The sequence below is a fragment of the Bradyrhizobium sp. MOS002 genome (genome assembly GCF_003020115.1).
Lineage (GTDB): Bacteria > Pseudomonadota > Alphaproteobacteria > Rhizobiales > Xanthobacteraceae > Bradyrhizobium.
Genome location: NZ_PYFX01000003.1, coordinates 74,688 through 98,192 on the forward strand (window position 1 = coordinate 74,688; position 23,505 = coordinate 98,192).

20 protein-coding genes are annotated in these 23,505 nt (G+C 64.6%); 15 read left to right on the forward strand and 5 right to left on the reverse strand.

Annotated features, from left to right (window positions below; all coding sequences use genetic code 11):
* The first annotated feature begins 65 nt into the window (after positions 1 to 65).
* Positions 66 to 1,202, forward strand: a complete 1,137-nt coding sequence (locus tag C7G41_RS09220) for a GNAT family N-acetyltransferase (protein WP_106942275.1) — start codon at positions 66 to 68, stop codon at positions 1,200 to 1,202.
* A gap of 29 nt (positions 1,203 to 1,231) precedes the next feature.
* On the opposite strand, the gene C7G41_RS09225 is transcribed toward C7G41_RS09220, so the two are convergent.
* Positions 1,232 to 2,455, reverse strand: a complete 1,224-nt coding sequence (locus tag C7G41_RS09225) for an NAD(P)/FAD-dependent oxidoreductase (protein ID WP_106942276.1) — start codon at positions 2,453 to 2,455, stop codon at positions 1,232 to 1,234.
* A gap of 431 nt (positions 2,456 to 2,886) precedes the next feature.
* On the opposite strand from C7G41_RS09225, the gene C7G41_RS09230 reads away from it, so the two are divergent.
* Positions 2,887 to 4,233 carry a lipopolysaccharide biosynthesis protein gene (locus C7G41_RS09230; RefSeq protein WP_106942277.1) on the forward strand — a complete coding sequence of 449 codons (1,347 nt, stop codon included), beginning with the start codon at positions 2,887 to 2,889 and terminating at the stop codon, positions 4,231 to 4,233.
* A 54-nt stretch (positions 4,234 to 4,287) separates the two neighbouring features.
* Here C7G41_RS09230 and C7G41_RS09235 read toward each other — a convergent pair whose 3' ends face one another.
* Positions 4,288 to 6,381, reverse strand: coding sequence for a GumC family protein (locus C7G41_RS09235; protein WP_106942278.1), 2,094 nt, complete (start codon positions 6,379 to 6,381; stop codon positions 4,288 to 4,290).
* Between the two features lie 281 nt (positions 6,382 to 6,662).
* Here C7G41_RS09235 and C7G41_RS09240 point away from each other — a divergent pair, with 281 nt between their 5' ends.
* Together C7G41_RS09240 and C7G41_RS09245 are read left to right on the forward strand one after the other, a co-directional pair.
* Positions 6,663 to 7,838: a glycosyltransferase family 4 protein gene (locus C7G41_RS09240; protein ID WP_106942279.1), complete on the forward strand. Its 1,176-nt coding sequence runs from the start codon at positions 6,663 to 6,665 to the stop codon at positions 7,836 to 7,838.
* 30 nt (positions 7,839 to 7,868) lie between these two features.
* Positions 7,869 to 9,404 (forward strand): hypothetical protein, encoded by a 1,536-nt coding sequence (locus C7G41_RS09245; protein WP_106942280.1) that lies wholly within the window; start codon positions 7,869 to 7,871, stop codon positions 9,402 to 9,404.
* Positions 9,405 to 9,432: 28 nt separating this feature from the next.
* On the opposite strand, the gene C7G41_RS09250 is transcribed toward C7G41_RS09245, so the two are convergent.
* Positions 9,433 to 10,356, reverse strand: coding sequence for a LysR family transcriptional regulator (locus C7G41_RS09250; RefSeq protein ID WP_106942281.1), 924 nt, complete (start codon positions 10,354 to 10,356; stop codon positions 9,433 to 9,435).
* 108 nt (positions 10,357 to 10,464) lie between these two features.
* Between C7G41_RS09250 and C7G41_RS09255 the strand changes: the two genes are divergently transcribed.
* From C7G41_RS09255 to C7G41_RS09305, 11 genes are all read left to right on the forward strand, one after another.
* Entirely contained in the window at positions 10,465 to 10,788 is a 324-nt protein-coding gene (locus C7G41_RS09255; protein ID WP_106942282.1) for a Dabb family protein, read from the forward strand.
* Positions 10,785 to 11,855 carry a maleylacetate reductase gene (locus C7G41_RS09260; RefSeq protein ID WP_106942283.1) on the forward strand — a complete coding sequence of 357 codons (1,071 nt, stop codon included), beginning with the start codon at positions 10,785 to 10,787 and terminating at the stop codon, positions 11,853 to 11,855. Before C7G41_RS09255 ends, C7G41_RS09260 begins: the two co-directional genes overlap by 4 nt.
* Before the next feature lie 4 nt (positions 11,856 to 11,859).
* A complete protein-coding gene (locus C7G41_RS09265; protein WP_106942284.1) occupies positions 11,860 to 13,233 on the forward strand; it encodes an amidohydrolase family protein in 1,374 nt (457 codons plus the stop codon).
* Positions 13,234 to 13,253: 20 nt separating this feature from the next.
* On the forward strand, positions 13,254 to 14,156 hold the full coding sequence (locus C7G41_RS09270) for an NAD(P)-dependent oxidoreductase (protein ID WP_106942285.1): 903 nt from the start codon (positions 13,254 to 13,256) through the stop codon (positions 14,154 to 14,156).
* 14 nt (positions 14,157 to 14,170) lie between these two features.
* The gene (locus C7G41_RS09275; RefSeq protein WP_106942286.1) at positions 14,171 to 15,055 is read left to right on the forward strand and encodes an intradiol ring-cleavage dioxygenase; all 885 of its coding nucleotides are present in this window, start codon (positions 14,171 to 14,173) and stop codon (positions 15,053 to 15,055) included.
* A 57-nt stretch (positions 15,056 to 15,112) separates the two neighbouring features.
* Positions 15,113 to 16,507 carry an FAD-linked oxidase C-terminal domain-containing protein gene (locus C7G41_RS09280; protein ID WP_106942287.1) on the forward strand — a complete coding sequence of 465 codons (1,395 nt, stop codon included), beginning with the start codon at positions 15,113 to 15,115 and terminating at the stop codon, positions 16,505 to 16,507.
* Positions 16,504 to 18,030, forward strand: coding sequence for a sugar ABC transporter ATP-binding protein (locus C7G41_RS09285; RefSeq protein WP_106942288.1), 1,527 nt, complete (start codon positions 16,504 to 16,506; stop codon positions 18,028 to 18,030). The genes C7G41_RS09280 and C7G41_RS09285 overlap by 4 nt, the downstream gene beginning before the upstream one ends.
* Positions 18,023 to 18,973 (forward strand): ABC transporter permease, encoded by a 951-nt coding sequence (locus C7G41_RS09290; RefSeq protein ID WP_106942289.1) that lies wholly within the window; start codon positions 18,023 to 18,025, stop codon positions 18,971 to 18,973. The genes C7G41_RS09285 and C7G41_RS09290 overlap by 8 nt, the downstream gene beginning before the upstream one ends.
* Positions 18,970 to 19,947: an ABC transporter permease gene (locus tag C7G41_RS09295; RefSeq protein WP_027569272.1), complete on the forward strand. Its 978-nt coding sequence runs from the start codon at positions 18,970 to 18,972 to the stop codon at positions 19,945 to 19,947. The genes C7G41_RS09290 and C7G41_RS09295 overlap by 4 nt, the downstream gene beginning before the upstream one ends.
* 42 nt (positions 19,948 to 19,989) lie before the next feature.
* Positions 19,990 to 20,964 carry a sugar ABC transporter substrate-binding protein gene (locus C7G41_RS09300; protein WP_199198270.1) on the forward strand — a complete coding sequence of 325 codons (975 nt, stop codon included), beginning with the start codon at positions 19,990 to 19,992 and terminating at the stop codon, positions 20,962 to 20,964.
* A gap of 79 nt (positions 20,965 to 21,043) precedes the next feature.
* Positions 21,044 to 21,331: a YciI family protein gene (locus tag C7G41_RS09305; protein WP_106942291.1), complete on the forward strand. Its 288-nt coding sequence runs from the start codon at positions 21,044 to 21,046 to the stop codon at positions 21,329 to 21,331.
* Positions 21,332 to 21,509: 178 nt separating this feature from the next.
* Here C7G41_RS09305 and C7G41_RS09310 read toward each other — a convergent pair whose 3' ends face one another.
* Together C7G41_RS09310 and C7G41_RS09315 are read right to left on the reverse strand one after the other, a co-directional pair.
* Positions 21,510 to 22,502 (reverse strand): ABC transporter ATP-binding protein, encoded by a 993-nt coding sequence (locus C7G41_RS09310; protein WP_106942292.1) that lies wholly within the window; start codon positions 22,500 to 22,502, stop codon positions 21,510 to 21,512.
* Entirely contained in the window at positions 22,499 to 23,488 is a 990-nt protein-coding gene (locus C7G41_RS09315) for an ABC transporter ATP-binding protein (RefSeq protein ID WP_027517118.1), read from the reverse strand. Before C7G41_RS09315 ends, C7G41_RS09310 begins: the two co-directional genes overlap by 4 nt.
* Between the last annotated feature and the right edge of the window lie 17 nt (positions 23,489 to 23,505).

Below are 23,505 nucleotides of genomic sequence, written 5' to 3' on the forward strand. Positions count from 1 at the left end.
CCCTGCTATAAAGCGCATGTCCGGCTCGATCGATCGTCCCGAGCTATCCGGTTTCCCTGGTTATCATGAACAGACCTAGCAACACGTTCGACATCGCCATCGAGCAGGGATTCGACTTCCTGTCGCCTGATTACGCGGCGCTGTTTGATAACTCGGCCGCCACCGCGTTCCAGCATCCGCTCTGGCTGGACACCCTCTACACCAGGCTCGCGTCTCATGCAGGCGCAACTCCTCTGGTTGTCGTGGTCCGCCACCGCGCGACGGGCGCCCTTGCGATGGTGCTGCCCTTGCTGCGGATCCGGCGCGGCCCGATACGGACCGTCGAATTCGCCGACCTCCGCGTCTCCGACTATCTGGCGCCGGTGTGCAGCCCGCAGGTATTTTCCGAGCTGCTCAAGGACGAGAGTGCCTGCGCAGAAATCCGGTGTCTCATTCGCCCGTTCGATCTGCTCCGAATGACCAAGCTGCCGGACGGACGGCTTCCGATCGAGAACCTGCTGGCGACGCCCCGCCGCGTCGCGATGGACTCCAATGCCTATGCGACCGTTCTTGTCGCGCCGTTCGAGCAATGGCGCGCCAGTGCGATGGACCGTTCCTACCAGAAGGAGCTCGCAAAAAAATCCCGCCAGCTCCAGAAGAAGGGGGACTTAAGTTTTTCATGCTGCAGCGACAGCGCCTCCGTCCTCGACGCGCTGGATGTGATGCGGAAATTTCGCGGTCCGCGCTTTCAGGCGCAAGGCGACGGAGATCTGCTCCAGCGTCCCGAATATTACGGCTTCTATTCCGAAATGGCGCACCGCGGCCTCGGCTCCTTTGTCCGGCTCTACGCCATGAAGATGGATGGCGAGGTGATCGCCGCCGTGCTCGGGCTCTGCCATCAGGGCAACTTCCTCGTCATCATGAGCGCCTTCGACATTGCCGGATACAAGAGCCAGTCCCTGGGCGCGCTGATGTTCGAGCAGGTGGCGAAGGACTGCATCGAGCGTGGGGATCGGATGCTCGATTTCACCATCGGTGACGAGCCCTACAAGAAATTGTTCGGCGCGCAGCCTTCGCCGATGTGGGCGGTCACGCAGGCCGGCAGCACCACGGGCGCCATTTCCTTGTTCGCTCTGAAACAGGCTCCCTGGCTCAAACTGGCCGCCAAGCGAATGTCAGAGTTCAGGCTCCTGCCGACCCGCACCTCGACGCCCACGCGCTGACCAGCGCGAGGACCCGACGGGCGCGGCTCTCAGGCGCGTAGCGCGCTTCGAACATGCGCGAGCCAGCCCGGCCGCATCTGATCGACCCGGTGGGTGATACTGCGTCGCAGGAAGTGCAGCCGCCGCCGCACGTCCCAGCCGATATCACTGCGGGACGTCAGGGCCTGCCGGAAGCGCGCCATCTTCAGTGACTGCTGGTCCGCCGCGATCTTGTCGGGATCGGAATAGAATTCCGAAATCTTCTCCTGGCTCATGCCCTCGGTCATGAGCCAACGCGGCGCATATTCGGTGCAGAGGCGCTCGACGTCGACCAGCAGGCGGGCGACGCCGGTGCCGGCGGCGGGGCAATTGGTCTGGAAGGCATCGCCGATGAGCACGACGCCGGGCTGGAGATGTCCTTCCACGACGGACAGGTCCATCACCCAATTCTGCACCCGGTCGGTCACGCGGAAATCGCCAAGGTAAGGCCGCAATCCCGGCAGCAGGCGCAGAACCGTCGCTTCCGGTTCGCGGCGCAACTCGCGCATGATCGGATCGGTCGGGTCGCGGAACATGAAGAGGTTTGCCCGCATGCCGGCACGCACGGGAAACAGGCTGAGATAATCGATGCCGTCCGCCGTGCGCTCGCCGTAACAGGTCAGCGCTTCGAAATCGAACGGCGCATCGTCCCGGCGGGCGATCGTGAAGCCGAACGAAACCGAATGGCGCTCGGCCAGCACACGCCGCCTGATGCCGAGCTTGTAGCCGAGAACGCCCGCCATGCCCGTGGCCAGCACGACGAGGCGCGCAGTTATACGCCGTCCGGATGCGAGCTCGATATGCTGGACATCGTCGCTACAGTTGACGGCAGTAACCTCGTCGACGATCAGGCTGGACGGATCAGGCAGTTGGCTGCGCGCCATGGCGACGAGATCGGCATAGGCTAATCCGTAAGCCCGGCCGACGCTGACATCGACCACCTTGCCTTCCCTGATATTGAGCACCTGATCGTATCGGCAGGCCACATTGTCGAGCGCGTCAAGGAAGCCCAGCTTGTGCAACATCTCCAGCTGATGGCCACCGATTTTCTCGACCCGGAACTCGTCCGGATAGACCGCGCGCTTGTCGACGAGAGCGACCCGATGCCCTGCCCGCGCGAGCACGGCCGCCGCGAGCGAACCCGCGAGGCCGCCGCCAACGATCGCGATGTCGGCGACGATCGTCGAAGGGCCTGCTGCGGCAATCGGCTCGGGCACGTTGCTATCCGCCGTCATGGTCCAGGCTCCCACGGTCAACGATGGTTGCCCGTGCAATTCTCTCGCCTGATGTCGCATCGCAGGACCAAACGCGATCATTTCTCGATATCTCGGTTAATGCAGCGGAGACCTGCCCGGCCCGATGAGATTCGGCACGCGCCTTGCTCGGGAAGGCCATTCCCGGCGAGCCGGTCCGCATTCGAGCGGCTCATCTCGCCTCATCGGCCGTCGATGCGGCGCTGTGCTGCCACGCGATCGGGCGGACTTTGCTCGATCTGGGACAAATGGGGTCAGCGATGTTCCATAGTGAAGCAACAGGCATGGCCGCGACGTCGCCGCGGCCGGCAGGATCATGGAGGCCGCCATTAACACTCGCGGTTTTTCGGCATGCTAGGCTGTCGCAAGTATCGGAATATGTCTCTTCAGGGGAGGTCGCCCCTTAAATCTCCATGATCGAATCCATCATCCAGTTCATGCGGCGCGACGTGACGCGCGGTGTTGCCGGAACCATCCTCCTCAAGGTTGGTAGCGGCGCGCTTGCGTTCGCGTTGTTCTCGCTTGCCGCACGAACGATGTCGCCCGATGGGTTCGGCATCTTTGCGACCTGGCTTTCGGTGGCCCAGATGGCGGCGGTCGTCGGTCTGGTGGGACAGGAATCGCTGCTGGTGCGATTTCTGAACGAGTATCGGGTGGGAAATCAGCCTGATCTCACCAAAGGCGTGCTGCTATCCAGCCTCAAGATTTCCTCCGTCGCTATGCTGATTGCGATCGGCGCAATCGCGATCGGCGCGAACATCAAGGGCGCCTCGTGGCTGCTGGTTCTCGCGGTGTCGGCCTACACGGCCGTGAATGCGGGACTGATGCTCGGCAGCCAGATCGCACGCTCGCTGGTCAGCATTCTCATGGGAGAGGGAAACCGGGAGTTCTTCTGGCGCGTCAGCGTCGTGCTGTTTCTGCTCGCGATCATGTTCGGCCATCGCCAGCTCGATCCCGCCGAATTGATCGCCGTGATGACGATTGCAATGTCGGTCGGACTGATCGCACAGATCATCGCGATTGCGCGCACCCTGCCGGATTTCCGCGGCACGGCGGTGGGATCCGAGACGTCGCGCTGGAGATCGAGTGCGCTCCATTTCTGGATCGCCTCCATCCTCGAAGCAGCGAACCAGTATTTCGACGTCATTCTGGTCTACTGGATGCTGGACCCGACAACCGCCGGAATTTACTTTGCCGCTTCGCGCCTGGCCAACATCTTCGCCATGCTGTCGGCCGCACTGTACAGTTTTGGCGCACGTCGGCTCCCCTCGCTGTACTTCAGCAAGAACCATCAGGAATTCGAGCGAACGTTGCGGCTCATGGCGGAAGTGACCGCGGTGTGCGTGGTCAGCGGACTTTTCCTGATCTGGGTTGGCGGTCCCCATCTGCTCAACCTGTTCGGGCCGCATTTCGCTGCGCAGCACTGGGTCCTGATCGTGCTCGCGATCGGGACGGCGTTCCAGGCGGCGGGCGGTCCGTCTGCGGCGATCCTGCAGCTGACCGGCTATGAGCGCGAATATGTCCCCGTGATTGCCGGGAACGTCGCGCTGCGGCTGGTCGGATTTCTCGTCCTCATTCCCTGGCTCGGCGTTCTTGGCGCAGCGATCTCGGCCACTGTGTCGCTGGCGCTCGCGACCATCGCCCTCAACATCCTCTGTCGCCGGCGAACCGGGGTCGATCCTTCTGTTTTGGGGCTTCTGCGCTTCTCGGCATCGAAGCCTAGCGCCTACGCGGTCCGTGGCGCGGACTCTGCCGAATAGACCTCTGGTCAACCGAGGCAATGGCACGGCTGGGCTTTCCGTTGCCGGATAGCGTCAACCAGCCAATCCCAGCACTTCGCCGCGACGCGATGCCGAAGGGCCGGCCGGCACACGATTGACGACGATGCCCGTCGGCACTTGGGGAAACCGGGAGAGCGCAGCGATTGCCCTGCGCATTGCGGCCGAGTCGACAGCGTCTTCGCGCGCGACCAGCATGACAAGATCGGCGTGAGCAGCCAGCGCCGCCGCCTCCGGCTGCAACGCCAGGGAGGTGGCGTGGACGACGATCAGATCGAACTCCGAACGAATATCGTCCGCAGGCAACGGCTCGGGCCTCTTGCTGGCGCTCAGGAGCTCGTCGACGCTGCGAAAGTCCGCGGTTGTCATGCCGTCGGCCTGGCCCTTGGCGAGGCCAGCCCCGGCACCGCCGAGGTCCGGCTCGACCCGGATCAGGACGCTCAGCTTCCCGGTGTTCACCGCCCATCGATTCAGCGACCGCGCGACGGTGTTGCCGCCGGCGCGCTTCCCGACCGACATCACGAGAACGACCTTGCCACGAGGTCCCGGCACCTTCTCCAACCGCTCCAGCAGCGGACGCAGATGGGGACCGAGATCGAGCTCGGTCGTCGCGGACACCGGACCTTGCCAGATGTTTCTGGGGACTTCGCCGGGCGTCAAGTCGGGAATGCGGGCCCATACGGGCGGACGTGACCACGTCGCAGGCTGGCGCGGAGCCGGCTCGGGGTCGCGGATATCAGGAGCAGATTTGTCCGATCCGCGTCCCGTGGCGGCAACGACCGCCGTCGATGTCAGCAGCGAACCGATCGCGAGAGCGGCGAGCAGCAAAGACAGCGGTGGAAGGGTCGAGCGCAGCGGCGGAATGGCGGACGACGCAATCTTGGTCTGAGAGCTCTGCAACAGGCGTTGCTCGTTCGTCGTCTTGGAGCGCGAGAGGAACTGCTCGTAGATGTTTCTGTTGGCCTCGGCGTCGCGCTGCAGCTCCTGGAGCCGGACCAGTGCCTGACCATCGACCAGAAGCTGCGATTCCGCCGCCTTCATCTGGCCTTCCAGCGCCTTCTGCTGTTCGCGTTGGGCCTCGTATTCCGATTTTGCGGTATCGATGCCCTTCGTCCGCTCGACCTCGATCTGCCTGTTGAGATCGGTCAACTGACTGTACGACATGACGAGGTCGGGATGGCGATCGCCGAACACCGCCCGCTTCTGCGCAATCTGGTCATTGAGCGCCGACCGCTGTGCGCGTAGGGCGCTCAGCAGATCCTGCTTGATGGGGCCCTCGACATTCGCCTTCACGTCGCGCTGTGCCTGCTCGTAGCGGGCCTTCGCCTCTTCGGTCCGGGCGCGCGCGGCGGCAACCTGCTGCGACAGTTCGGTGACCCGCAATTGCTGGGTGGTGGAATCCTTGCCCGCGTTGACGATCCTGTGCTCGAGCTTGAACGTGGCGACGGCGTCCTCCGACGTCTTCAACCGTTCGTTCAATGATTTGAGCCGGCCGCTGAGCCAGTCGGCGGCCTCGTCGGTCGCATCGGTGCGGCTGCGGCCCTGGCTGGCGACGAACGCCTCCGCAATGGCATTGGCATAGTAAGCCGCCCGCTCCGGCCGGTTCGACGTGAAGCGGATGGCGATGACATAGGTCAGCCCGCGCCGGGAAATGTCGAGGCGGTTGCGGAATCTCTCGAGCAGGCGCGCAGGGTCGGTATGTCCCCCGGAAATGTCTTGGTCGTCCCGAATCTTGAGCTGCTCGATCAGCGGCTCGAGAAAGCCGTCGGACTTCGCCACTTCGACGAGGCTTTGCAGCGCGGCGCTATCCTGCCCGATGCCCGGCAGAACGTCCTGCTCCGAGGTCACGCGTTGCTCACGGGGATCCACCACGACCAGCGCGGTCGCCGCAAACCGAACCGGGATCACCAAGAGAACGACGACGCCAAGGACAAAAATAGCGAGAGCGAGCGTCAGGATGCGGCGAGCATTGTCCCGGATGAAGGAGAGCGCACCCGCGGCCGTGAGCGCACCGCCCAAGCGCGGGACGGATTCGCGCGACTCGCCGTTCGACGCATTTCGCGTTTGCCACGACGCGGCGGCACCGGTCGATCCGGAACTTGTCGGGTCTGCACGGCGACCGAACGGCATGGATTTTACTCGGATTCAACTGCGAACACTGTTCAGTGCCTGCTCCAACGTAAATATCTATGGTTAATCCGCGGTTACCCGTGCCTGGCGCGGCCATGACCAATTGGTTAACGCGCTCGCTTCACTTCGTCGGGAACCAGCGGAATTCCCGCGCGAACGACGCCGTTGCGGCAGGCCGCGCATTAACTCCGTTTGTTGCTAGTCGGTGTCCGGACGATACCCGCATGGTAGATACGGGGTTAAGAAGTTGAAAAATTCGTTTCTTCAGTGGGTCGGGATCCGTGCTCCATTACCAGCCAAACAAGGCGTTGGGCGAGACGACTGCGACAGCACTCCCGCCGCCCAACGGTGGCGGGCGAAAGCTGCACGTGCTTCTCGTACAGACCCAGGCGGAGAACGCGGGTGCGCAGGAGATCTCGCGCCTGCTTGGCGCCGGGCTGACCGCCCGCGGCTATCGGGTCACCAATCTGTTCTTCTTCCGCAAGTCGGATTCGTTCGATGAGCCACCCGACACGCTCTATTGCGCGTCGAGCCGGCCGGGTAATCCGCTGGCGCTGCTGCAAATGCTGTGGACGCTCGGCGGCCATATCAGGGCCACAAGGCCCGACGCCGTTCTGACCTTTCAGCACTTCGGCAATGTCATCGGCGCCGGTGTGGCGCGCCTCGTCTGCCGCGCGCCTGTCATCGCCAATCAGGTTTCATCCGCGCTGTCGATGAGCTGGCCGGTCCGCACCGCCGACATCGTCATGGGCAGCCTCGGCTTCTTCGACCGCATCACGCTCAACTCGCTGGACATGCAGCGCGAGTATTCGCGCTACCCCAGGGCTTATCGTTCGCGCATGGTCCATGTCCCGCACGGCTTCGACGACAAGGCGCTCACCCTGACCAAGCCAGCCGCGCGACAGAAATTCAATTTGCCGCCGGATCGCACCCTGCTCGGCTGCGCAGCAAGACTACACCCGCACAAGCGCCTCGACGCGGCGATACGTCTGTTGCCGGATCAACCCTCCTGGCATCTCGCGCTCGCCGGCCAGGGAGCCGACGAGGCCCGGCTGCGGCAGTTGGCGGATGAGTTGAGAGTATCGGACAGGCTGCATCTGGTCGGTGAAATCACCCCGCGCCAGATGGCGGAATTTCTCGCCGCTCTCGACGTGTTCGTATTTCCGACACAAGCGGAGACCTTCGGCCTCGCCGCTGTGGAGGCCGCGAACGCCGGAGTTCCCTCCGTCGTCACCGATCTCCCGGTCTTGCGCGAGGTGTTGTCCGTCGAAGGAAAACCGACAGCGCTGTTCGTCGATGCCTCCGATCATACCAAGCTGTCGGCCGCCGTCTCCAAGCTTCTGACGGACCAACGACTGAGCGACGAACTGCGACAAAACGCCAAAGGCCTGAAGCTGCGCTATTCAGTGGATGCCATGGTGGAGGAATACGTTCGAATTCTCGGCCAGGTCATTTGATCGGGACGCATTGAAACGGATCGGCTCGACATGACCATCGGGTTTCGCTGTGAGATTGAGCATGCGCGGCGGTGGATGGTCCGCGAGACGCTGTCGATCGACGGCCGGGATGTACCGGTTCGGATCGCATGGTCGGCCACGGCGGAGCCGCGGCCGACGGGTCTCGACATGCTGTTTGAGCTCGAACGTTTGGTGTTGCACAAAGGCAAGCACAGCGGCACCGACAGGCTGAAGATCGATCCGGACCGGATGCAGGCTCGCGCCGGCACGACTGAGGTGATCGTCGATTTCACCGGTGCCGCGCGGGATCCGAACTGCTCCGCCCGGCAGTATCTCCGTCCGCTGTTCAATGGAGCCGCAGGCGAAAACGCAGCCCTTGCCGCCATACTCGCCGGCGATCTGCCGGTGATCGAAATCATCGACGAGGTCGACGGTGCAGTCCTCGATCGTGGCCACCCCTCCGGAGAAATCGCAGCCGGCTTGAGCGGCGCGCTCGAGACGGTCATGGCACGAACCCTGACCATGTTGGCAGCGATCCTGTCGGGACGACCGCGCATCGTGCCGCAGCTGGCACGCCCCGCCCTAATTGGTAACGGCCGCCCGCCGGCGGCGTACGTCGCGCGCGGCCTCGCGATATCGATCGCCAAGGAGATCTATCGCCTCTGCTGCTATGCCCCGCACTGGCATGTCGGATGGCGCATCAACAGAGGTGCAGGCGTCTGGCAGACCGGAGATCTGTCTGGGCCTCGCTGGAACGTCCTTTCCGATCCCGGAAACCACTTCTACGCCGATCCCTTCCCCATCACGTGGCAGGGAAGAACATTTGTCTTCTTTGAGGATCTCGATCACCGGATTGGGAAAGGAATCATTTCCGCGATCGAGTTCAACGACGCAGGCCCGGTCGGAGAAGTTGTGCCCGTGCTGAACGAGCCCTGGCACCTCTCCTATCCTTTCCTGATCGAAGACGATGGTGCGTTGTGGATGATCCCGGAGAGCTCGATCAATGGGGACGTCGCCATCTATAAATGCGTTCGGTTTCCAGACAAATGGGAGCGGCACGCGACGCTGCTTTCGGGCGTCGAGCTGGCCGATGCCACGATCACGCGGCACAACGGCCTGAATTATCTGTTCGGAGCCTGGCGCGACGGCACCGGCGGCTATTCGGATTCGCTCGCGATCTATTACGCCGAGCATCTCATGGGCCCTTGGTTGCCGCATGCCAGCAACCCGGTCCTGATCGATCGCGCGAGCGCGCGGCCGGCGGGGAATTTCGTCACCATCAATGAGCGATTGTGGCGACCGGTCCAGGATTGTGCCGACGGATACGGCGCAGCGCTCGCCCTGGCGGAAATCGTCGAACTGTCGCCGACGACGTTCAAGCAGATTGTCCGCCACTCTCTGCGGCCCGGACCGGCATGGCCCGGTAGGAAGTTGCACACCTTGAACCGCTGCGGACAGCTCGAGGTGATCGACGGATCGCGTGTCCAACCCAAGGCCCGCGCCTTCGGGGGCAAATTTCCATTGACTGTTTTGTCGCCGCGAACCAGTCCCTCTACCGCCAGCTAGCGCGGATGGCTGAATTCGAGAATGTCGCTCACTTCGCCGCGTCGATCCATATCCCCGGCTGCGAATGCTCGCGGATGTGGCCGACCAGGAAGTCGGAAAAGACCCTGATCTTGGCGGGCAGTCCGGCACGGTTCTGGTAGGCGATGTTCATCGTGAGCAGCGGCAGCTCCCAGTCCATCAGAACCGGGACGAGACGGCCCGCCGCGATATCGCTTTGCACGATGTAGAGCGGCTGGATGAGGATGCCGAGCCCCGCCAGTGCGGCGCCGCGGATGACCTGGCCGTCATTGCTGTCGAGCGTCGGCGTGACGCGGACAGTCTGCGCGCCGTTGCCTTTGCGCAGGCGCAGCGAATAGGGATCGTTGGCGAGATTGTAGACCAGCATGTTATGGCGCGCGAGATCGACGGGCTGCTCCGGCTCGCCGCAGCTGGCCAGATATGAAGGCGCAGCAGCAAGCACACGCCGCATCTGGCCGATGCGGCGGACGATGATGTTCGAATCCGGCTCCTGCTCGCGCGTCCTGATCGCCACGTCGATGCCGGCCTCGATGAAATCGGAGTAGCGGTTGGCGGTGGTGATCTGCATGTTGAGCTTCGGATAGCGCGCGCGGAAGGCCGGCAGCATCGGCGCCAGATAGATCACCGCAAAGGACAGCGAGCTCGTGACCCGCAGCGTGCCCTGCGGCGACAGCGCGCGATCACTGGCGATGTCCTCGGCTTCCGCCAGTTCGCTCAAAACCCGGCTCGAGCGCTCCAGCAGCTCCTGCCCCGCCTCCGTCAACCACAGCCGACGGGTGTTGCGCTCGATCAGCCGGACCGCAAGGCGCTCCTCGAGCGCGCTGAGATGGCGGCTCGCGGCCGCATTCGACATGCGCAGGGCTTCGGCAGCTTTGGACAGGCTGCCGAGCTCGGCCGTCTTGGAGAACACTTCCAACTGGAGCAGGCGGTCCATTTTTTCGCGAACAGGAAAAGAGACTTGCGATTATTGACCTTTATTTCCTTATCCCGCAAGTCAAGATAGCCCAAACACAAGCAAGATAGCAGGCGAGGAAACAGGGAAATGTCGGGCCCGATCAGGCACATCGTGATGTGGCGGCTGCGCGGGGAGACGCCCGCGGAGCGTTCCGCCGCCCGGGTCAAGGTCAAGACCCTGTTCGAGGGGCTGCGCGGCCGGATCGACGGCCTCACCCATATCGAAGTCGGTCTCGATGTCAGCGATGTCGACTACGCCTGCGACGTCGTTCTGTTCTCCGAATTCACCGACCACGCTTCGCTCCAGGCCTACGCCACCCACCCGGAACATCTGCGCGTGCGCGAGGCGCTGGGCGACTTGCGGATCGGGCGCTTCCAGGTCGATTATCCCATCAAAGAGACCGGCGCATGATCGGTACGTTCACCTTTGAAAACCTGCCCTGCCGCGTCGTGTTCGGCAGCGGAACTTTGGCTAGCGCCAAGGCCGAGGTCGAGCGGCTCGGTGGCAAGCGCGCGCTGGTGCTGACGACGCCGCAGCAGGAGGCGCAAGGCAAAAGCTTGGGCGCGGCGCTCGGTGCGCTCTACGCCGGCATCTTTCCAGGCGCGACCATGCACACGCCGGTCGAGGTTACGGAGCGTGCGCTTGCGGCGATGAAGGCGTGCGAGGCCGACTGCGTCGTTTCCCTCGGTGGCGGATCCACGACCGGCCTCGGCAAGGCGCTGGCCTTGCGCACCGGAATCAACCAGCTCTGCATCCCCACCACCTATGCCGGCTCGGAGATGACGCCGATCGTCGGCCAGACTGAGAACGGCCTGAAGACCACGGTGCGCGACGCCGCCATCCTGCCCGAGACCGTGATCTACGATGTCGACCTCACCTTGACGCTGCCGGCGAGCCTGGCCGCGACATCAGGCATCAACGCGATCGCGCATGCGGTCGAAGCGCTCTACGCGCGCGATGCCAATCCCGTCACGTCGCTGATGGCGGAAGAAGGCATTCGCGCGTTGGCACGTGCCCTGCCCGCCATCGCCGCCAAGGGCGACGATCGCGAGGCTCGCACCGAAGCGCTCTATGGCGCCTGGCTGTGCGGCGTCTGCCTCGGCACCGTCGGCATGGCACTGCATCACAAGCTCTGCCACACGCTCGGCGGAACCTTCGACCTGCCGCATGCCGAGACCCACACCATCGTGCTGCCGCATGCGTTGGCCTACAACGCGCCGGCCGCGCCCGATGCGATGGCGCGCATCTCACGCGCAATCGGCGTCCCGGATGCATCGCAAGGACTTTTCGAGCTCGCGAAGCGACTGGGTGCGAAGCTCGCATTGCGCGACATCGGCATGCCCGAAGGCGGCATCGACAAAGCTGCCGACCTCGCGGTCACCAACGCCTACTGGAACCCGCGCCCGCTCGACCGCAACGCCATCCGCGACCTGATCGCGCGCGCCTGGGCCGGCGAGCGGCCCAAAGCGATGGCTTGATTCGATGCAGCGCACGCTCATCAAATCCGCTGTCATCATCAGCATGGATGACACGATCGGCGATTTACCCAGCGGCGACGTGCTGATCGAGGGCAGCCGCATTGTTGATTTGCGTCCGTCGATCGACCTCGGCGGCAGCGCGGCCGAGACCGAGATCGTGGACGGCACCGGCCACATCGTCATCCCTGGCCTGATCAACGCGCATATGCACACCTGGCAGACGGGCCTGCGCGGCTATGCCGCCAACTGGACGCTGCTGGAATATTTCCGCCGCATGCATGCCGGGCTCGCAACGGTCTTCCGGCCCGAGGATATCTATATCGCGACCTTGGCGGGCGCGCTGAACCAGATCAACCAAGGCACCACCACGCTGGTCGACTGGTGCCACAACAATCCGACACCCGATCATACCGACGCCGCCGTGCGCGGCCTGATCGAGAGCGGTATCCGCGCGGCCTTCTTCCACGGCTCGCCCAAGCCCGAGCCGAAACCGGGCGAGCCGCATTTCTCGGAGATCCCGCATCCACGCCATGAGGTCGAGCGACTGCTGGCGGGGCCCCTCGCCGACCGCGACGGCCTCGTCACGCTTGGGCTCGCGATCCTCGGCCCGCACTATTCGACGCTCGACGTCGCCCTGCACGATTTCCGCATGGCGCGCGAGCTCAAGCTGATCGCATCGATGCATCAGGGCGGTGGTCCCGCGAAGACGCCCGGGGGTTGGGAGAAGCTGATCGAGGCGGGTCTCGTCGGCGCGAGCACCAATATCGTCCATGGCAACGACCTGCCTGACGCGCTGCTGGACCGGATGGTCGATCTCGGCGTCTCCTTCTCGGTGACGCCGGAGAACGAGATGATCCAGGGCCACGGCTTTCCGATCACCGGACGGCTGCTCGAGCGCGGCGTGCGGCCGACTATCGGCATCGATCTGGAATCCGTGCTGGCCGGCGACCTCCTCTCCGCCGCGCGGGTTGCGCTCTCGATGCAGCGGGCAATGGATAACGCCGAATCGCGCAAGGCCGGCGGCACCATTCCGGCGACGACCACGATCCCGGTCCGCGAGGCGCTGCGCTGGATCACGACGGAAGGCGCGCGCATGCTCGGCCGCGAGGACCAGATCGGCTCGCTGACGCCGGGCAAGCTCGCCGACCTCGTCATCATCGATTGCTCCAATCTCAACCTCGTCCCGGTGCACGATCCCGTTTCCACCGTGGTGATGCAGACGAGCCTTGCCAATATCGAGGCCGTGATGATCGGCGGCGTGTGGAAGAAGCGGAATGGGCGGCTGCTGGCCGACGGTCTGGAGTCGAAAAAGCAACTGCTCGTGCAATCCGGCCGACGGCTGGTGCAGGACATCGAACGACAGGGACACGCCGCCTGAGGGCGTCAAGGACAACAACAATGACGGACGATTCGAAGAACATCGCTTTCATCGGGATCGGCAAGATGGGCCTGCCGATGTCGGTGCTCGTCGCCAAGGCCGGTTACGCCGTGACCGCGTTCGACCGGAGCGCCGCACGACTCGACGAGGCGCGCGCGCAAGGCATTTCGATTGCCGCTTCACCGGCCGAGGCCGTTGGCGGCAAGGCCGCGATCGTCACGTCGTTGCCCGATGACGCTGCCTTGCGCGGCGCGTTGCTCGGCCCCACCGGCCTCATCGCCACGATGGCTGCTGGATCTGTTCTGATCGAGACCAGCACCGTGAGCGTCGAGGCTTCCGCAGAGGTCGACGCCGCCGCACAGGCGCGCGGTGTCTTCTATCTGCGTGCGCCGGTCTCGGGCAATGCCAGCATCGTCCACACCGGCGCGCTGAGCTGCTTCGTCTCGGGCCCGAAGGACGCCTACGAAAACGCAAAGCCGCTGTTCGCCGCCTTCACCCGCGCGCAGACCTATCTCGGGCCTGGCGAGGAAGCGCGATATGCGAAGCTTGCGGTCAATTTGATGATCGCGGTGTCGGCCGCAATGATGGCGGAGAGCCTGGCGCTGGCGCGCAAGGGCGGCATCGGCTGGCAGGACATTCTGAAAGTCCTCGACGACAGCGCAGTGGCCTCACCGATGGTGAAGTACAAGACCGCGCCGCTGCGCAACCGCGACTTCGACTCGACCTTTTCCTGCAGGCAGATGGCCAAGGATCTAGACCTGATCCTCGGTGCCGGACACGCCGTCGGTGTGCCGCTGCAGCTCGCAGCCCAAGTGCGCGAGACCTATGGCGCGCTGGTCGCGCAAGGCGACGGTGACGCCGACTTCATCGCGACCGTCAAGCATCTGGAACGGTTGTCCGGGCTTGGCGAACCGAAGCTCTGATTTACGAGGCACCTATGCGCAATTTCAACGAGAACACGATCACCGACGCGGTGCTGGAGCGGATCGCGGGCGCGACCGACCCGCGGAACAAGCAGGTCAGCGAAGCGCTGGTGCGCCACCTTCATGCCTTCGTCCGCGAGGTGCGACCGACCCAGAAGGAATGGGAGTACGGCATCGACTTCCTGACCCGCACCGGCCACATGTGCGACGACAAGCGCCAGGAGTTCATCCTGCTGTCGGACGCGCTCGGCGTCTCGATGCTGGTCGACGCGATCAACCATCCGGTGCCGGAAGGCGCCACCGAGACCACGGTGCTCGGTCCGTTCTTCGTGCAGGCGTCGCCCGAGAAGAGCAACGGCGAGGACATCTCCGGTCCCATGGAGGGCGATCCGATGCTCGTCACCGGCTCGGCGTCGACCGTCGACGGACGGCCGCTTGCCGGCGCGGTCGTGGACGTCTGGCATTCCGACGATGATGGCTATTACGACGTGCAGCAGCTCGACAAGATCGGCGATCTCGCGATGCGGGCGCGCTTCCACACCGACCAGAATGGTCGCTTCAATTTCTGGTCGATCAAGCCGGCTGCCTATCCGATCCCGCATGACGGCACGGTCGGCGACATGCTGGAGGTCCAGGGCCGCCATCGCTGGCGCCCGGCGCATGTTCATTTCATGATCTCGGCGCCCGGCTTCGAGCAGCTCGTGACCCATGTGTTCGTCGCCGGCGACCAGTATCTCGACTCTGATGTGGTGTTCGGCGTCAAGGACAGCCTGATCCGCGAATTTGTGCGGTGCCCGCCCGGCCGTGCGCCCGATGGTCGCATGGTGGACAGCGAGTATTTTCACCTCAACTATGATTTCGGCCTGAAGCAGGTCGCTAGCAGCGCAAGAGCCGCTTAAGCTGAACGACGGCGGACCAGACAAGAGTCCGACAACAGGGCCAGACAGGGAGCAAGGATGGGACCGCGGGTCAGCACGAGCATATTGGCCGATCGCCTCACAGGCATGATCGGTCCGCGCGCGAGCGTCGCGCGTGGCGTGCTCGATCAGCACGGGCAGAGCGAGTCGCATTATCGCAACCTGCCGCCTGACATCGTCGTCTTTCCTGAAACCACGCAGGAGGTCGCGGAGATCGTCAAGCTGTGCGCGGGCGCGAATATGCCCATCGTGCCGTTCGGCGCCGGGACCTCGCTCGAAGGCAACGCGGCCGCGGTCGCGGGCGGCGTCTGCTTCGACTTCGCACGCATGAACAAGGTGCTGACGGTCCACGACAGCGACATGGATGTCGTGGTGCAGCCGGGCATCACCCGGAAGCAGCTCAATGCGGAGCTGCGCGGCACTGGATTGTTCTTTCCGATCGATCCCGGCGCCGACGCCTCGATCGGCGGCATGACGTCCACGCGCGCCTCCGGCACCATGGCGGTGCGCTACGGCACCATGAAGGACAACGTCATAGCGCTGGAGGTGGTGCTGGCCGATGGGCGCGTGATCCGGACCGCCAGACGCGCGCGCAAGTCGGCCGCCGGCTACGACCTGACCCGCATGTTCGTCGGCGCCGAGGGCACGCTCGGACTCATCACCGAGATCACGCTGAAGGTACATCCCGTGCCGCAGGCGATCTCGGCCGCGGTCTGCAGCTTCGGCACCCTGCAGAGTGCCGTGGACACCGCGATCTCGGTGATCCAGTCCGCGATCCCCGTCGCGCGTATCGAGCTGCTCGACGACGTCATGATGCGCGGCATCAACGCCTATGCGAAGCTCGGCTATCGCGAAGCCCCGACCCTGTTCTTCGAATTCCATGGGTCCGAGACCTCCGTCGCCGAGCAGGCCGAGGCCGCGCAGGCCATTGCCGCCGACCATGGCGGTCATGGCTTTGCCTGGGCCAAGGCGCCTGAGGATCGCAGCCGGCTCTGGCACGCCCGCGACAACACGCTCTATGCCGGCCTGGGCTTGCGCCCCGGCGCGCGTGCCGTGATCACCGATGTCTGCGTGCCGATCTCGCGGCTGGCGGAATGCCTCACGGAGACCCGGCGCGACGCGGACGAGCACGGTTTTACGGCGCCGATCGTCGGCCATGTCGGCGACGGCAATTTCCACATGCTGATCCTGATCGACCCGGCAAAACCGGAGGAGACCGAAGGCGCCAAGGCGCTCCAGGCCCGCATGGTCGCCCGCGCGATTGCCATGGACGGTACCTGCACCGGCGAGCACGGCATCGGGCTCGGCAAGATCGACTATCTTACCGACGAGCTCGGCGAGGCCGTCGATGTGATGCGGTCGATCAAGACCGCGCTCGACCCCCACGGCCTGATGAACCCCGGAAAGATCTTTGCAAGCGGAGCGCGCGCATGAGCACCGCCGCATTGGCCGTCGAGCCCGCCGCCCCCACGCCGCTGCTGGAGCTACGCGGCATCAGCAAGGAGTTTCCCGGCGTCAAGGCGCTGGATGACGTGTCCTTTGCCGTCTTTCCCGGTGAAGTCCACATGCTGTTGGGCGAGAACGGTGCCGGCAAGTCGAGCCTGATGAAGGTGCTGTGCGGGGCCTATCGCGCCGATGCCGGCGAGTTCTACTATGGGGGCAAGACGGTCGCGATCAACTCGGCGGCGGATGCGCAGAAGCTCGGCATTGCCGTGATCTTCCAGGAATTCTCACTGGTCCCTCATCTCGATATCGCCCAGAACATTTTCCTCGGCCGCGAGCCCAAGGGCCGCATCCCCGGCACGATCGACCGCCGCAAGATTTTGGCCGACGCCGCGCGCGTGCTCGGCACGATCGGCTTTGACATCGATCCCTCCACCATCGTCGACAAGTTGGGGGTGGCGCAGCAGCAGATGGTCGAGATCGCGAAAGCGATCAGCCAGAACGCCCGCATCCTGGTGATGGACGAGCCGACCGCGGCGCTATCCGATCGCGAGACCGAGCTGCTGTTCGCGCTGATCGCGCGGCTGAAGGCCGACGGCGTCTCCATCGTCTACATCTCGCACCGCATGGCGGAGGTGTTCGCGCTCGGCGACCGCATCACCGTGCTGCGCGACGGTCGCCGCATCGACGGCGTCCGCCCGGCCGACGTCACGCCGGACCAGCTCGTCCGCATGATGGTCGGTCGCAACGTCGACATGACCTATCCGCGCAATTTTGCCGACAAGCCCGGCGAAGTGCTGCTCGAGGTCAAGGGCCTGAGTGCTACCACCGGAATCTCGGACATCAGCATTGAGGTGCGCCGCGGCGAGATCGTCGGCCTCTGTGGCCTGGTCGGCTCCGGTCGCAGCGAAGTCGCGCGCGCGATCTTCGGCGCCGATCCCGTGAGCTCAGGCGAGATCATCTTCGACGGCAAGCCCATGTCCGGCGAACCCGACCTCGCCGCCCGCCGCGGCATCGCGCTGATCCCGGAGAGCCGCAAGAGCGAGGGCCTCGCGCTGTTGCGGTCGGTGGGGGACAATCTGGTGGTGTCAGCGCTGCGAAAACTGTTCCCGAGCGGTCTGTTCGACCAGCGCCGGGCACAGCGCACGTCCGACGGCCTGATCCGTCAGCTACGCATTGCGACGCCAGGCGCGCGCCAGACCGTCGGCCTGCTCTCGGGCGGCAATCAGCAGAAGGTCGTGATCGGCAAGTGGCTTGCCGCCGGCTCGAAACTCTTCATCTTCGACGAGCCGACCAGGGGCATCGACATCGGCGCCAAGTCCGAAATCTTCGCCCTCATCGACCGCCTTGTCGCGGAGGGCGCGGCGGCGCTGATGATCTCGTCCGAACAAGTCGAGATCTGCCATGTCTGCGACCGCGCCTATGTGATGCGCGAGGGGCGTATCGCCGGGCACCTCGCGCGCAACGAGCTGACGGAGGAGAACATCGTGCGACTGGGGATGCATCATGCGTGAGGCCGCGGTCGTCTCTCAACCCAATCCGCTGCAACGCATTCCCGGCGTTGCCATCGTGCTGGTGCTGCTCATCGCGCTGTTCAGCACGATCGCGCCCGGCTTCCTGTCGGTCGCCAACCTCTCCAACGTGCTGGTGCAGTCGACGATCCTGACCATGCTAGCGCTGCCGATGACCTTGATTATCATGACCGAGGGGCTGGATCTGTCGATGGGCGCGGTGCTGACGCTGACCTCGCTCTGCGTCGCGATCGTCTCGCTCGCCACCCACTCGATGTTGCTCGGCCTCGGTGCCGGGCTCCTCGTCGGCGCGGCCTTCGGCTTCGCCAACGGCTGGCTGGTCGCCATCGTGGGCATCCCGCCGTTTGTTGCGACCTTGGGCACGCTCGGCATGGCCCAGGGCCTGTCGCTGATCGTCAGCGACGGCCAGAGCGTGGTCGGCATCCCCCACAGCGTGCGCGACATCTATTCGGCGACGCTTCTCGGCGTGCCCGTGCCGATCGTGATGGCACTCGTCACCTATGCGGCCTTTCACGGCCTGCTCTATCACACCCGCTTCGGCACCTACATCTTCGCGCTCGGCGGCAACCGGGAGGCGCTGCGCTATGCCGGCCTGTCACCCAACCGGCTGCTGATCGCGGTCTATGCAATCGGCGGCGCCATGGCCGGGATCGCCGGCCTGCTGATGACCGCGCGGATGAATTCCGGACATCCAACCGCGGGCCTCGGTCTCGAATTCGATGCGATTGCGGCCGTCGCCGTCGGCGGCACCTCGTTCGAGCGCGGCAATGGCTGGCTGCTCGGGACGTTGCTCGGCGTGCTCTCGGTCGGCGTGCTGCGCAACGGGCTGAACCTGATCTCGCTGCCGTCCTCGGTGCAGGTCGCGAGCGTCGGCGTCCTCGTCATCGTTGCCCTCTTCCTTGACGGCCTGCGGAGCCGCGCATGACCGACATCAGCAAAGACGCCATCGCGCCGCCCCGCTCGTTCCTGTCGCAGGACGCGATCCAAGTGTTCTATCGCCTACTTGCGGCGCTGCTGATCTGCGCGGTGCTCGCCGTGCTCAGCGATTCCTTCCTGAGCCTCGGCAACATCCTCAATGTGCTCAGGCAGGCGAGCCTGACCTTCTTCATCGCCTCCGGCCTGACCCTGGTGGTGCTGACCGCGGGCCTCGATCTCTCTGTCGGCGCCAATGTCGCGCTGTCCGCCTGCATCGCCGGGACCGTGATCCACAAGACCGGCTCGCCCGCGCTTGGCATCCTCACCGGGCTTGCCTGCGGCGGCATCGTTGGCCTCCTCAACGGCGTGATGGTCACCGCGCTGCGCATCCCCTCCTTCATCGCCACCTATGGCATGCTATGGGTGCTGAACGGTCTCACCTATTGGTACATGGCGGGCGAAACCCTGCACGGCTTTCCGGCCGGCTTCCGCCAGATCGGCAGCGGCTATCTGTTCGGCCTGCCGATCCCGGTCTATCTGCTGCTGGTGTTCCTCGGGATCGGGACGCTGTTTGCGCAGCGAACGATCTGGGGCCAGGAGATCTATGCGATCGGCGCCAATCCGGTCGCGGCACGGCTCTCCGGCATTCCGGTCGCGCGCCGCCTGCTGCTGGTCTACGCCGTCTCCGGCACCATGGCAGGGCTCGCCTCGATCATCTTCCTGTCGCGGCTCAATTCGGCCGAGGCTGACATCGGAGAAAGCCTGACGCTGCCCGCGATCGCCGCCGTGCTGATCGGCGGCACCTCGCTGTTCGGCGGCGTCGGCACCGTGTTCGGCACCTTCATCGGCGCACTGATCCTGACGCTGGTGCTGAACGGCATGAACCTCTTGTCGGTCAGCGCCAACTGGCAGCCGCTGGTCACTGGCATCATCGTCATTCTCGCGGTCTGGCTCGACATGAAGACCCGCCGCCGCGCGCAATGAGTTCTTGGACGACCAACAAGTAAAATGAGGGATGGAGGCTACATGAAACAGAAACTGGGCTATTTGGCGCTGCCGCTGCTGATGGCGGCCGCGCTCACAACGCAAGCGCGAGCCGACGGCGAGACCATCGCCGTCTTCACCAAGAACCAGACCAACCCGTTCTTCCAGACGGTGCGGGTCGGCGCCGACAACATGGCGAAGACGCTGAACGCGAAGACGCTGCAGTACATCCCGACCAAGCCCGACAGCATCCCCGAGCAGCTAAGCCAGATCGAGGACGTCGTGGTGAAGAAGCCGAGCGCGATCGTCTTCACGCCGGTCGACTACAAGGCGATGGTGCCGGGTGTCGAGAAAATCAACGACGCCAAGATTCCCGTCGTCAACATCACCGACCGCTCCGCCGGCGGCAAGTTCCTCTCCTTCGTCGGTGCCGACGATTACAGTCTCGGGCTCGAGACCGCGCGCTTCCTGCTCAAGACGCTGGGCGGCAAGGGCAACATCGTCATCATCGAGGGCGTCAAGGGCTCGCTGACCAATGTCGATCGTGTCCGCGGCTTCAACGACGCGCTGAAGGAAAATGCCGGTGCAAAACTGCTGGCCTCGCAGCCCGGCAACTACCAGCGGCTCCAGGCGCTCCAGGTGATGGAGAATCTGATGCAGTCGAACGCGCAGATCGACGGCGTGCTCGCCGCCAACGATGCGATGGCCGTCGGCGCGATCGAGGCGCTCGACGGCGCCAACCGCAAGGCGCAGGTGATCGGCATCAATGGCACCAAGGAGGCGATCGACGCGATCAAGTCCGGCAAGCTGCTCGCGAGCGGCGACTACAACGGATTCTTTCAAGGCTGCCTCGGCACCATGATGGCGATCCGATCCTTGCGCAACCAGCCCGTCATCGCCGAGATCGTGCTGAAGCCGACCGTCATCACCAAGGACAATTACCAGCCGTTCGACGTGCCGCTGGAGCAACGGAGCTGCCCGACTTTCGAGGAAGCCAGTAAGCTCGGCGGCAAGTAAGTCAGCACACTTTCACGACAAGACCGGACGGCCGCAGCCGCGGCCGTCCCAAGAACACGAGACATAAACGGAGACCATCATGCTGTTCGCTATTCACGCCCTCGACCGCGCCGGCGCGCTACCGGCCCGGCTCGCCAATTACGATGCCCACAAGGCTTTCCTGAGCGACACCACGCGCTTCGGCGTCAAGATCGTGATGTCGGGGCCGCTGGTCTCCGACGACGGCGAGAGGATGATCGGCAGCCTGTTCCTGATCGAGGCGCCCGGCCGACGCGACGTCGAAGCCTTCAACCGCGCCGATCCGTTTGCGGCGGCCGACATCTGGGACAAGGTCACGATCACCGGCTTCCTGCGCCGCCAAGGCTGAGGGCGGCTAAACAAAAAACGCGAAAACAACCCCATGCACAGTAGAACGAGGTTGTTTTTGCAGATGAATTTTTGTCGCAAACGTTTTTGAATCGTCGGGCAAAACAGGAGCAGAGTGCCATCCTCGCCCTATAGTCGCCCCAGCGCCTCGATCCAGAGCCTTGCCGCCGCCCCAACGGCTAACCGCTCGCCACCGCCGCACCATCTTCGAGATGACAGGCCACCCACTGCTCGGGTCCGGCCGCGCGCAGCGTCGGCTCCTCGCTCCGGCAGCGATCGAACACGTATGGGCAACGGGTATGGAAACGGCACCCGCTCGGCGGGTTGATGGGGCTCGGCACGTCGCCCTTGAGGATGATCGGATTGCGCTGAGCTCCCGGCTCCGGCAGCGGCACGGCCGAGAGCAGCGCCTTGGTGTAAGGATGCCTTGGCGCGGCGAAGATCTCGTAGCGCGGCGCCACCTCGACGATCTTGCCGAGATACATCACAGCGACGCGATGGGTCATGTGCTCGACGATCGCGAGGTCATGGCTGATGAACAGCAGCGCCAGGCCGAACTCGCGCTGGAGATCCTGCAGCAGATTGACGATCTGGGCCTTGACCGAAACGTCGAGTGCCGAGACCGCCTCGTCGCAGACGATCAGCTCGGGCTCGGCGGCGAGCGCCCGCGCGATGCCGATGCGCTGGCGCTGGCCGCCGGAGAATTCATGCGGCCTCCGGTTCAGCGCCTCGCGCGGCAGGCGCACGGTGTCCATCAGCGCCGTCACGCGGGTTTCGAGATCGATCGCGGATTTGGCCAGGCCGAAATTGCGGATCGGCTCGGCCAGGATGTCGCGCACGCGCATGCGCGGATTGAGGCTCGAGAACGGATCCTGGAACACCACCTGCACGCGGCGGCGCATCTGGCGCATCGTGCTCGGATGAGCGTCGTCGATGCGCTGACCGTCGAGGATAACCTGTCCTGACGTGATGTCGAACAGTCGCAGGATCGCACGGCCGACCGTCGATTTGCCGCAGCCGGACTCGCCGACCAGCGAGAGCGTCTCGCCGCGCGCGATCTCGAACGACACGCCGTCCACCGCATAGACCCATTCGGACTTGCGGCTGAACAGGCCCTTTTTGACCGGGAAGTGCTTCTTGAGGTCGTTGACCTGGAGCAGCGGGGGACTCATGCCGCGACCGCTCCCTTGGCCGCATAATGGCAGGCCGCGACGTGACGTGGCCCCTTCTCTTCGAGCCCCGGCGCGTACTGCCGGCAGAGATCGGTCGCGAGCGCGCAACGTCCGGCGAAGACGCAGCCGACGATGGGCTTGCGCAGGTCAGGCACCTGCCCGGGAATCTCTGCAAGCCGCCTCGCGGTGCCGGTCAGCGACGAGCCGAGCCGCGGCACTGCGCCGAGCAGGCCCTGCGTATAGGGATGACGCGGCGAACGGAACAGGTCCGCCACCGGCGCTTCCTCGACCTTGCGGCCGGCATACATGACCATGACGCGCTCGGCGATCTCGGCGACGACGCCGAGATCGTGGGTGATCAGGATGATCGCTGCGCCAACCCGGTGCTTGAGATCGAGCATCAATTTGAGGATCTGCGCCTGGATCGTCACGTCGAGGGCTGTGGTCGGCTCGTCGGCAATGAGCAGCTTCGGATTGCAGGCGAGCGCAATGGCGATCATGACGCGCTGGCGCATGCCGCCGGAAAGCTGATGCGGATATTCGCGCACGCGACGCTTCGGCTCGGGAATGCCGACCAGAATCAACATCTCGATGGCGTGTGCCTCGGCGGCCTGCTTGTCCAGCCCCTGGTGAATCATCAGCGTTTCGCGGATTTGACGCCCGACGGTCAGCACGGGGTTGAGGCTGGTCATCGGCTCCTGAAAAATCATCGAGATGTCGTTGCCGCGGATCGCGCGCATCTCGCGATCCGACATCTGCAGCAGGTCCTTGCCCGCGAAGCGGATGCTGCCGGCGATCCTGCCCGGCGGTTCCGGGATCAGCCGCATCAGCGACATCGAGGTCACCGACTTGCCGCAGCCGGACTCGCCGACGATGGCGAGCGTCTCGCCCTCGTTGACATGGAACGACACGCCTTCCACCGCACGGTTGATGCCGCTGGGCGTACGGAAGTGGGTCTGGAGGTTTTCGACTTCAAGCAACGCCATCGGGATCAGCCTCGAAA